At 42.3% G+C, this 11283-nt stretch carries 8 protein-coding genes and 2 pseudogenes; 1 reads left to right on the top strand and 9 read right to left on the bottom strand.

Annotated elements, in window-relative coordinates:
* Nucleotides 1–9: 9 nt before the first annotated feature.
* The 7 genes and pseudogenes from lplT to gpt form a co-directional block, all read right to left on the bottom strand.
* On the bottom strand, nt 10–1179 hold the full coding sequence (gene lplT, locus EAE89_RS19240) for a lysophospholipid transporter LplT (RefSeq protein WP_054480080.1): 1170 nt from the start codon (nt 1177–1179) through the stop codon (nt 10–12).
* Nucleotides 1180–1235: 56 nt separating this feature from the next.
* Nucleotides 1236–3101 (bottom strand): annotated as a pseudogene (gene aas, locus EAE89_RS19245) (bifunctional acyl-ACP--phospholipid O-acyltransferase/long-chain-fatty-acid--ACP ligase); the annotation flags it as partial.
* A gap of 109 nt (nt 3102–3210) precedes the next feature.
* Complete coding sequence (gene aroL / locus EAE89_RS19250) at nt 3211–3735, bottom strand: shikimate kinase AroL (protein ID WP_172909644.1); 525 nt, start codon at nt 3733–3735, stop codon at nt 3211–3213.
* Between the two features lie 172 nt (nt 3736–3907).
* Complete coding sequence (gene proA, locus EAE89_RS19255) at nt 3908–5161, bottom strand: glutamate-5-semialdehyde dehydrogenase (RefSeq protein ID WP_149617326.1); 1254 nt, start codon at nt 5159–5161, stop codon at nt 3908–3910.
* 9 nt (nt 5162–5170) lie between these two features.
* Nucleotides 5171–6274, bottom strand: a complete 1104-nt coding sequence (gene proB / locus EAE89_RS19260) for a glutamate 5-kinase (protein ID WP_054480081.1) — start codon at nt 6272–6274, stop codon at nt 5171–5173.
* Nucleotides 6275–6515: 241 nt separating this feature from the next.
* Nucleotides 6516–7763, bottom strand: coding sequence for an esterase FrsA (gene frsA, locus EAE89_RS19265; RefSeq protein ID WP_214086423.1), 1248 nt, complete (start codon nt 7761–7763; stop codon nt 6516–6518).
* Between the two features lie 14 nt (nt 7764–7777).
* Nucleotides 7778–8239 (bottom strand): xanthine phosphoribosyltransferase, encoded by a 462-nt coding sequence (gene gpt / locus EAE89_RS19270; RefSeq protein ID WP_054480075.1) that lies wholly within the window; start codon nt 8237–8239, stop codon nt 7778–7780.
* A 256-nt stretch (nt 8240–8495) separates the two neighbouring features.
* Between gpt and pepD the strand changes: the two genes are divergently transcribed.
* Entirely contained in the window at nt 8496–9956 is a 1461-nt protein-coding gene (pepD, locus tag EAE89_RS19275) for a beta-Ala-His dipeptidase (protein ID WP_054480076.1), read from the top strand.
* Between the two features lie 36 nt (nt 9957–9992).
* Here pepD and dinB read toward each other — a convergent pair whose 3' ends face one another.
* Entirely contained in the window at nt 9993–11048 is a 1056-nt protein-coding gene (dinB, locus tag EAE89_RS19280; RefSeq protein ID WP_149617324.1) for a DNA polymerase IV, read from the bottom strand.
* Between the two features lie 148 nt (nt 11049–11196).
* Nucleotides 11197–11283 (bottom strand): annotated as a pseudogene (locus tag EAE89_RS19285) (RNA-guided endonuclease InsQ/TnpB family protein); the annotation flags it as partial.

The following is an 11283-nucleotide window of genomic DNA, read 5'->3' on the forward strand; positions in this document are numbered from 1 at the left end:
ACACCCCTTTTATCCAGTAAAAGATCCATTTTTCTGAAACCGATTCCAAATCCACAAACTAGCGATTGTCAGCGCAAACAACACACCAAAACCTATTCCCGCAGTGACAACCGGGACACCTATTTTAATGGCTAGTGAATACAAGCCAAGCATCAGCAACATGGCAGTATTTTCACCCAAATTCTGCACTGCAATTGCATTACCGGCTCCGACTGTTTGTCTACCTCTTTCCTGCAATAAAGCATTCAGTGGAACAACAAACAAACCACCAAACACGCCAAGAATAATTAATATGACATGAGAAGCCCAAATATTCTGCTGAGCAGCAAAAATTACCACCATCACACCAATTAAAATGCCGACCGGCATACAACGGTATACTGTTTTCAGTGTAATAAGACGAGCAGCAACACCCGCACCGATAATAACCCCAATGGCCACCATCACATTGAGTACTGTTGGTGTGCTGTTATCAGTAATTCCCAGAACGACAGGTACCCATAAGACCAACAAAAATCTCAATGTTACACCCGCTCCCCAAAACAAACTGGTGCCAACCAAAGAAAACCGTGCTCCTTTGTTATGCCAAAGAATACAACAAGCTGAAGTAAAATCTGTCAGCATCTTTTTCAAATGCCAATTCCTATCTTGATGGACTGCCGATAAGCGAGGGATGAATAAATTAACAATGGCAGCGATACCATATATGAATGCACAAGCAAATAATGCGACAGTCAAGTTCCAATCAGATAAAAATCCACCAGCAACAGAGCCAATGAGAATAGCCGCTATGGTTGAAGCCTCCATCAAACCATTAGCCTTTACTAAACGATCACCATCAGTCAGTTCAACCAAGATTCCGTATTTAGCCGGTGAATATGATGCTGCACCAATCCCAACCAAAGCATAACCAAAAAATGGATCATAACCCAGGCAAATACTAAGCGCGCCCAATAACTTGAAACTATTAGCAAATAACATCACTCTGCCTTTTGGGAAGCCATCTGCTATTCGCCCCACAAAAGGCGCTAATAAGATATATGCAAGGACAAATACGATCTGCAATATCGGCTGGCTCCAGTCTGGGTAAAACTGCGCTTTCAGCTGTGCCAGAATTGCAAAAAACAGAGCATTATCTGCAAAGGCCGAACAAAACTGCGAGATCAATACTGCTTTCATGCCGCAAGTTAATAGCGGTTGAGCAACAACAGAAGATTTATCCACAATTGTTATTCCTGTCCAGCTTCAGTTATTTTATGTTTCATTCTGCCGAGAATAGTACAGAATCCCTGCTCATCAATTGAAACAATATCTCTAGTGTCGTACCAACCAGACTGAATATTCCCATATTCATCTTCCGCCAATGGTAGTACCAAATGATCTGGATCTTCAACTCTCAGATATCCTTTCATCATATTCGGGCCTCGCAATTGCAAACACCCTCCTTCTTTGATGCCTGCCACCGGTATCAAACGGAATTCCATTCCCGGCAAAATTCGCCCAACAGTACCAACTTTAGCCATCATCGGCACATTTAATGCGACGACAGGAGCACACTCTGTCATTCCATACCCTTCCAAAATGCGAATACCGAATTTATCTTGCCAAACGCACTTAGTATTTTCAGAAAGCTTTTCAATACCGGACATAACATAGCGAAGACGTGCAAAATCATATGGATGAGCAAAATAGGCATAATTCTCCAGGCAAGTGGATGTGCCTAATAATACCGTGCAATTACGTTCATATACCAGTTCTGGCACAACCCGATAGTGCAATGGATTTGGATAGAGAAATACCCGGCAGCCAGCCAATAAAGGAGTCAATAGACCAACAGTCAATCCAAGTGCATGAAACAATGGTAGAGAAGACATAAAACGGTCAAGTGGATTGAAATCAGTGATAGTTCTTATCTGTTCCACATTTGCCAACAAACTGGAGTGACTATGCACGACCCCGTTGGGTATACCTTCTGAACTAGACGTAAATAATATCAAAGCATCATCATCTGGCTTTTGTGCCACCATAGCTTGTTTCGGGAAAAAAAGGTGCCATAAGATCCATAACCTATCCAGAAGAGTAACCGTATCTCCAAAATCCTCAAGATAAACCCAGTTAACCCCAGTAACTTGTTCAGATAAATAAGCTAACTTTTCCTTTTTCAGAAACTGCCGGGAAGTCACAATAGTTTTGATACTGGCAACCGCTACCGCATTCCTCAATTCGTGACCGTCGGTTGTATAGTTTAGTAAAGCCGGTATCCTTCCTCTCAAAGATGCCCCGAATATCGCAGCTACCATAATAGTGGCATTAGGTAAAAGAAAACCAATCCGTTCCCCCTGACAGGTAAAACGCTGCAAAATACGGCTGGTACCCAGTACTTTTTTAAGCAGCCCGTTATAACTGTCTTCTTTAAAAGAAGCATCTTCAATACAGGGCTTAAAACGACCAAATTGTTTTCGTGCAACCAGTAAAGATTCAAATATTGTTTCTTGCGGTCGGGTTGCCATTCGTGCATTCATCATTATTTCATGCAAACGCTCACCGGCTAAACGACGTCGTTGCTCCGAACTAGATGCATCCGGCATCGGCAATCGTGTCGCAGGCAGAATTTTTATTGTCACCTTCGGAAAAAGATGCAGTTTGAAGATACCTTTTAATCGACTAAATATCGTTTTTTCTAACCCTTCAATACGGACAGGAACTACCACCGCTTCCGATATCGCTGCAATAAAAGCCGCACCATCATAGGTTTTCATCAAAGAACCGGTAACAGTAATTCTCCCTTCAGGGAAGACAACTATCGGACGCCCTTTTTCTATTTCCTTGACCAATATCCTGACTGCCATTGGATTTATTGGGTCCAAAGGAACTATTTCAACATAGCGCCTTACCAGTTTCATAAAACCACGATTTGCAATGCTAGAGTAGACAGCAAATACCGGCTTAGTTGGTAAAAAAAGTGTTAGTAAAACACCATCAAGAAAAGAGACATGATTAGGTGTAATAAGACATTTTGGGTAGGCAAATTGTTTAATATCCCCTTCTATTGTTAAACGAAACATCAAACGAAAAACAAACTTTAGAAATTTAAACAACATATCCGTATCTCAGCCCATTTGAAAAATAAATAGAAAATACTATAGATACTATTTATTGTTCGATACTGTAATATTCTTATTTTTCAAATAAGAATATTATCGAACAACGTCAGGAGATTACTCTGGGAAGAATAATTTCTTTCACATAAGCTGTGATTTTTTCCGGTGAAAGTTGCGCATTAATAATATGATTTGCGCATTCACAATAGAGTTTTTCCCTTGCGGCAAGCACCTCTTCCATTTCTTCAACGATAGATTTTCCTGTCAAACTGGGACGTTGAGTATTTTCCGGCTGCTGCATCAATCGCTCAGCTAATATATTAGCTGAAGCCTGAAGATAAATCACCGTACCATTTTGTTGCATATATTGGCGATTTTCAGTTGAAAGAATGATCCCACCACCAGTAGAAATAACCCGATTTCTTTGACTAACTTGTTGTAAAGCCTCACTTTCCAATTGCCTAAATTGTTGCCACCCTTGTTGGTTAACAATATCCGCAATTGTCATATTACTGGTTTGTTGAATATGATGATCGGTGTCAATAAATGTATACGATAATTCATTCGCTAATAGTTTTCCAACTGTCGTTTTTCCTGCTCCACGTGCACCTACAATAAACAATATTTGGTTCATTGCTTGATATCCTTGGTAAATTTCATCATTAAAAATATATTAACACCCATAGTAACCAATACTTTACATTAACGTAAAATCAAAAGTTAATATATGGAAAAAGCTACCCAAAAGCATGATTATACTGATACCTCAATTAATCAAATACACTTTTGGGGTAACAACAAGCAGATCATTCACGAATTAGATCATCACCATAACCAACCCATTTATATGTAGTTAGCGCATCCAATCCCATTGGGCCACGGGAATGTAATTTCTGAGTGCTGACTGCAACCTCAGCCCCCAAACCAAATTGCCCACCATCAGTAAAACGAGTACTGGCATTCACATAAACCGCTGCGGAATCTACCTGACGAACAAAATAGTCAGCATTGTGCAAAGATTGAGTCAGAATTGCATCAGAGTGGGATGTACCGTATGTACGGATGTGGTTAATTGCCCGCTCAATATCACTGACAATTTCCACATTCATATCTAAAGATAGCCATTCATCACTGTAATCTGCTTCTGTCACATCCACGACCTTAGCAGGACCTTCTTGCAAAAATGCCATTGCTGACTTACTAGCATGAAGGGTAACACCCTGTCCTTTCATATTTTTGCTCAATGCAGGCAAAAAGTCTGCCGCGATCTTCTCATGTACCAGCAAAGTTTCCAAAGCATTACAAGCGCTTGGGCGTTGCACCTTAGCATTAGTGATTACAGTCAATGCCTGATTAAAATCAACACTTTCATCGACAAAAATATGGCAGACACCAATACCACCAGTGATAACCGGAATAGTTGATTGCTCGCGGCACAGTTTATGCAACCCAGCACCACCACGCGGGATCAACATATCCACATAACGATCCATTTTTAGTAGCTGAGTGACCAACTCACGATCCGGTTTATCTATCGCCTGCACTGCCGCGGCAGGCAATCCACTCTGTTCAAGTGCGCACTGAATCACTTTAACTATTGCTTGGTTAGTGTTGTGAGTTTCTTTGCCACCACGCAAAATAACCGCATTACCTGTTTTCAAACACAGAGATGCAACGTCAATAGTGACATTAGGACGCGCTTCATAAATCACCCCGACCACACCAAGAGGTACACGACGACGCTCCAGCTTCAGACCACTATCAAGCAAACTGCCATCAATTATCTGTCCAACCGGATCAGATAAACGGCATACCTGGCGAACATCATTTGCGATCGCGGTCAAACGTTCAGATGTCAGTAACAGACGATCCAACAATGCTTCATGCATCCCCTGTTCACGGGCCTGAATCATATCAAACTGATTAGCTTCGAGAATGACTGCACTTTCCTGCTCCAACAAATCTGCAATGTGGATTAATACCTGATTTTTCTGTTTTGTATTTAGCTGTGCCAGTTGCCATGAGGCTTCTCTGGCAGCCTTTCCCATTTGTTCTAACATTATGAACCCTTAACTCACAATCATATCGTCACGATGAACCGCAACAGCACCATATTCATAACCGAGGATTTGGCTTATCTGCTGTGAATGATGACCGGCAATCAAACGCAAAGCATCACTATTATAGCGGCTAACACCATGTGCCAAATCCTTACCTGATAGACTACGAATGCGGATAACCTCTCCACGGGAGAAATTACCTTTAATATTTTTAATCCCTTTCGGTAACAAAGAACTCCCTTTCTTACATATTGCAGTTCCAGCACCGTGGTCAACAATAATTTCACCCGCAGGCGGTGCGCCAAAAATCCAACGTTTACGGTTTTCCAGCGGGCTTGCCAGCCCATGGAAGCGAGTACCTACTGGGTTACCTTCAATGACATCAGAGATAACATCAGGTTTGCTGCCCGCTGCAATAATCACATCAATACCGGCACGACCTGCAATCCCCGCAGCCTGGAGTTTGGTCGCCATTCCACCCGTTCCCAACCCAGAAACACTATCACCGGCAACCATGCGTAATTCATCACTGATGTCATAAACTTCCTGAATAAATTCTGCATTTGGATTGCTACGTGGATCAGCGGTATATAACCCTTCAATATCAGTCAGCAATAACAGCTTATCTGCTCCCCCCAAAATTGCTGCCAGTGCAGATAGGTTATCATTATCACCAACTTTAATTTCGGCAGTAGCAACAGCATCATTTTCATTGATTACAGGAACAATGCGATTATCAAGCAAAGCATGTAGAGTATCTCTGGCATTTAAAAAACGCTCACGATCTTCCAAATCTGCACGAGTCAATAGCATCTGTCCAACATGAATACCATAAATAGAAAAAAGTTGTTCCCATAACTGAATCAACCGGCTTTGACCTACCGCAGCCAATAATTGTTTAGACGCAATAGTAGCAGGCAAATCCGGGTACCCCAGATGTTCCCGACCTGCCGCAATAGCACCGGAAGTCACAATAATAATGCGATGGCCTTTTTCATGTTGCTGAGCACATTGACGCACAAGCTCCACAATATGAGCTCGATTAAGACGACGCGATCCACCAGTCAGTACACTTGTTCCCAGTTTCACAACCAATGTTTGGCTGCTATTCATCATATTTCTGCCATTATATATAATTCGAAAAAAACAGTGTTCAGTTTTAACAGGAGAGAAGCGTTATGCCAACAGACATAATGCTAAATCGAAAAAATGTTAGCTCAAAACAAGCTTATGCTATTAATTTCAGCTGAAACTTTCAGAACGCACTGTTTTAATTTGCAAGAGTCAATAACTTCGATAAAGCATTTGAGGGAATCCTACAAATGGATTAAAAATCATCAAGTAAGAACGATTACTAACAGATTTTATTTTTCAACCATTGGCTGGTTTCTTGTAATGCCTTATCAAAACTGCTGTAAACAGGAGTCGTCGGAATAGCCAGTAATTTGCTGTCCATAGATGACATTACTATTAGCTTCGATTCTTCTTTCGGGCTAAAAATATCATTCTGCCAGTAACCAGCGAGCATAGGAACAGGACAACGCCGGCCTAACAAACCTTGTTTTTTAAGAGAGTAACAACTGAGTTCGAGACGAAACGCATTTTCATCCACATTATAAATACCCAGCCTACTGGCAAACATATCAAGATACATTGCCGGAGCATTTTGTTGGCGTTCAACACTATTGAGCCATTCATGAACAATAGCACCAAGAACCGCAATACCTTTAATATGTTTAGCTTCCAAATAAGCTAACCGGACAGCAACATTAGCACCAAAACGGAAACCAAAAATGCCAACCCGAGTATGGTCAATCCAAGGGATTTCACTCAATTGATGGATGACTTGCTGATGAAGAGTGCAGGTATCTTGTGTCAGTTTTAGCCGTGAAGAGTAACCAATTGAAGGCATATCCACCGTCAGCATGGCAAACCCGAGAGGAGCCAAATAATCACGGAATAGCCGATAATAATCACTTTGCAAATTATCTAAACTACCACAAACCAAAATGGTTGGAGACGGCCCTTGCGATTGTTGAGGCAAGTGAAGAAAACCGGTCACACAACTGCCTTCTTTCAGTTTGAACTCTATTTTCCTCAACTGATAATCAGAGCAATGAGCTGCATTTTCATAAGCTTTATTTGCCAAAATAACTGCCTGCTGAGACAACTCATCACCTTTAAGATGAGGATAACCGGCAATGCTATACAAGTTAGCTGCTTTCAACCAAAAACTACCAGCTTCTGGCGTTTGTCCTGCCTGCAATGCTTGCTGTTGCCAGAACATAGCCTGATGTGACCACTCAAAAACCCAGTTACCTTTACGATACCCAACCACAGTATCCAATAAATCATCATGACTGCGTTGGGAACTTGTTATGGCAATCCGGCACAGTACTTCTTCTATTTCAAACGGATCAATTCCTCGCCAAATCCACATCAGCCGGTTAATCATACGATACCAGCGCCCGTGGCTATTACCGTCCAACGTATTGTAATTACCGGCAACCAATCGAGGATAGCGGCGCTTTACCAGCGTAGAGGTTTCCTGATGTTTTTGCCTTGGCTTAAAAAGTGATTCTGAAAGATTTTGTTTTGCCATAACAAATGCTGACTTTATTTACCTTCACAAATTGGTGGAACGAATACTACGCCCATATCCCAAGGTTGCTCAATCCAAGTATCTTGTGAAATATCAACAACATAATCATCAACCAAAGGACGACCTGCTGGTTTTGCGAAAATAGTCACAAAACGAGCTTTTGGATACATTTCACGAATAGCCTGAGCTGTGCCACCAGTGTCAACTAAATCATCTACAACGATGAAACCTTCACCATCACCTTCTGCTTTCTTCAATATTTGCAGCTCACGCTGATTATTATGGTCATAACTAGAAATACAGACTGTATCTACATGACGGAGACCCAGTTCACGCGCGAGGAGCGCCCCAGGTACAAGGCCCCCACGACTGACAGCAATGATGCCTTTCCACTGTTCAACAGGAAGCAAACGTTGTGCCAATTTACGGGCATGTACTTGCAACATATCCCAGGTTACGACGTATTTTTCGCTCATAAGAATTGATCCCGGCAACTAAGAATATTTCAGAAAAGATTTTTTGCAGAAAAAAGTTGCGCGAGATTATAGTGATTTAGGTGAGCAAAAACCAGCAGAAACAAGGAATCGACGAATCATATTATTCTGACCAAAATAAAGTGGTATTCTGAGTTTAATCGCATCATAACGTTAATAGCTCGTAATAATAAAATCTATATCTCAGGTAGAGATTAGTATTTTCATCTTATTGAAATGCAGTCACAGGAGATTCGTCGTGTCAGAATTATCACAATTATCCCCTCAACCTCTATGGGACATCTTTGCCAAAATCTGCTCTATTCCTCACCCTTCTTATCATGAAGAAGCGCTGGCAACTCACATTATGCAATGGGCGCAAGAGAAACGCTTACATGTTGAACGTGATCTGGTTGGCAACATTCTGATCAGAAAGCCAGCCAGTAAAGGGCTGGGAAATCGTAAATCGGTTGTTCTGCAAGCACACCTTGATATGGTGCCACAGAAAAACAACGATACAGCGCATGATTTCACTAAAGATCCTATCCGTCCTTATATTGATGGTGAATGGGTTACTGCACAAGGTACAACATTGGGAGCCGATAACGGTATTGGCCTGGCATCAGCATTGGCAGTGCTGGCTGATGACAATGTCAAGCATGGCCCGCTAGAAATTTTATTGACCATGACGGAAGAAACCGGAATGGATGGCGCGTTTGGTCTGCAACCTGGTTGGCTTCAGGCTGATATTTTGATCAATACCGATTCAGAAGAAGAAGGCGAGATCTACATGGGTTGTGCTGGTGGTATCGATCTCACTGCAACTTTAGCACTGACTCGTGAAAAAGTTCCGGCTAACTACAAAACATTAAAACTGATAATCAAAGGTCTCAAAGGCGGACATTCCGGTTGTGATATTCATTTGGGACTGGGTAATGCCAACAAACTTCTGGCACGATTCCTTGCCGCCCATACTGAGGAGTTGGGGCTAAAACTGCTCGATTTCCAAGGCGGTACTCTGCGTAATGCTATTCCACGTGAAGGCCATGTTATTGTTGCCATCCCCGCAGATAAAGCTGCACAGTTTGCCCAACTGAAAGATAAATACCTGGGGATACTGAAAAACGAATATGCCATCGTTGAGAAAAACCTGACTATATTGCTGGAAGAAGTTGAAACCGATATTCAAGCATTAACTGATGACTGCCAAAATCGTTTTATCTCATTGCTAAACAGTACTCCCAATGGTGTTATCCGTATGAGTGATGTCATCAAAGGTGTGGTAGAAACTTCCCTAAATGTGGGCGTTGTTGCTATGGAACAAGATAAGGTAAACATCATTTACTTAATCCGTTCGCTTATCGACAGCGGCAAATCTTATGTTATCAGTATGCTCTCTTCTCTGGCTAAACTATCAAATGCTGAAATTTCCGCTAAAGGTGATTATCCCGGCTGGCAACCAGATGCAAATTCTCCAGTAATGCACTTGGTACGTGATACTTATCAACAGCTGTTCGACAAGACACCTAATATTATGGTGATTCATGCAGGACTAGAATGTGGATTATTCAAGAAACCTTATCCTGATATGGACATGGTATCCATCGGGCCAACTATCACAGGCGCTCACTCCCCTGACGAACAGGTTCACATTAAGAGTGTCGGGCAATATTGGCAACTTCTGACCGCAGTCCTGAAAGCCATTCCTGAAAAAGCTTAATCAGACCTCCCCTGCTCCAACGTAGTAGCAGGGGAATTACCATTCAAACAAAAGTTGCCGATCAATTTGCGGGTCCTGTAAAGTCACATGCAAGCCAACTAAGCGAACGCCACGCCCTTCCCTCCGGGATATCCATGTTTTCTGAGCCAGTTGCAGTAAATCCTGTTTATCCAATCGTGGATGAACATGTTCCTGCGTTGTTAGCTGAAAATCATCAAATTTCAGTTTAACCCCCTGACGGGCGATCCTTAGATCAGGTTTAACATGACTCAATCGTTTTTCTAATTCCACATATAAACTTTCTATAAGTTCTGCACACTGCTCCCATTGATGAACATCTCTCGCAAGTGTCCGCTCCACACCAATTGATTTTCGCAGGCGGTCTGGATTCACCAATCGCTCATCAATACCATGGCAACGCTCCCAAAGTACCTGACCAAATTTCCCCAGTCGTTTCACCAACGCAATTACGTCATATTGTTGTACATCAGAGCAGGTTTCCAATCCCATATTAGCCAGCCGTTGCACCATGACTTTGCCAACCCCCGGAATTTTTCGCAAAGGTAAAACCTGAACAAAATTAGCCACTCGATCAGGAGGAATTACGTACTGCCCATTCGGTTTATTAATATCAGAAGCGATTTTTGCCAAAAATTTCACCGGTGCAATACCGGCTGATGCCGTCAATTGTAATTCATCAAAAATGGACTTACGGATCTCCTGTGCGATAAGCGTGGCAGACCCATAGCAATGATGGCTATCAGTCACATCCAGATAAGCTTCGTCTAATGAAAGAGGCTCTATCCACTTTGTATAACGGGAAAATATCTGGCGGATATGCTGGGAAACCTCCCTATACAGTGCCATACGCCCTGGAAGAACCTTGAGCTGAGGACAGAGTTTCAACGCCATTGCCGTAGACATTGCACTATGTACCCCAAAACGACGAGCAGAATAATTAGCCGTGCTGATAACTCCCCGTTTGTCTGCGCTGCCACCCACAGCGATTGGAACATGACGGAGTGACGGATTATCACGCATTTCAATAGCCGCGTAGAAGCAATCCATATCTATATGAATAATCTTTCGCATTCTGCTTCAACCAATCGCCAATAACTGTATAAACATACAGATTAAAAATATTAAGATCAATCAAATAACAAAATCAAGAGCACAGTATTGTTCCTGTGAAAAGGCATTGTGACTGCTCCCCGCCCTGTCGGGCGAGGCTTCCCACTTCCTAGGCCGCAACCGTCTGTGTGACGGATTTACACTGGCCTCCATGGGCAGAAACGACGAGTCCCGCCGCTTGTAATTCCAGTATTCC

The sequence above is a fragment of the Photorhabdus heterorhabditis genome, from assembly GCF_018448905.1.
GTDB classification, from domain to species: Bacteria; Pseudomonadota; Gammaproteobacteria; order Enterobacterales; family Enterobacteriaceae; genus Photorhabdus; species Photorhabdus heterorhabditis.

Excerpts from the sequence above, each read along its gene's own strand:
- lplT (WP_054480080.1), bottom strand. The coding sequence starts at position 1,179 with ATGAAAGCAGTATTGATCTCGCAGTTTTGTTCGGCCTTTGCAGATAAT.
- proA (WP_149617326.1), bottom strand. The coding sequence starts at position 5,161 with ATGTTAGAACAAATGGGAAAGGCTGCCAGAGAAGCCTCATGGCAACTG.
- gpt (WP_054480075.1), bottom strand. The coding sequence starts at position 8,239 with ATGAGCGAAAAATACGTCGTAACCTGGGATATGTTGCAAGTACATGCC.
- dinB (WP_149617324.1), bottom strand. The coding sequence starts at position 11,048 with ATGCGAAAGATTATTCATATAGATATGGATTGCTTCTACGCGGCTATT.
- frsA (WP_214086423.1), bottom strand. The coding sequence starts at position 7,763 with ATGGCAAAACAAAATCTTTCAGAATCACTTTTTAAGCCAAGGCAAAAA.
- proB (WP_054480081.1), bottom strand. The coding sequence starts at position 6,274 with ATGAATAGCAGCCAAACATTGGTTGTGAAACTGGGAACAAGTGTACTG.
- aroL (WP_172909644.1), bottom strand. The coding sequence starts at position 3,735 with ATGAACCAAATATTGTTTATTGTAGGTGCACGTGGAGCAGGAAAAACG.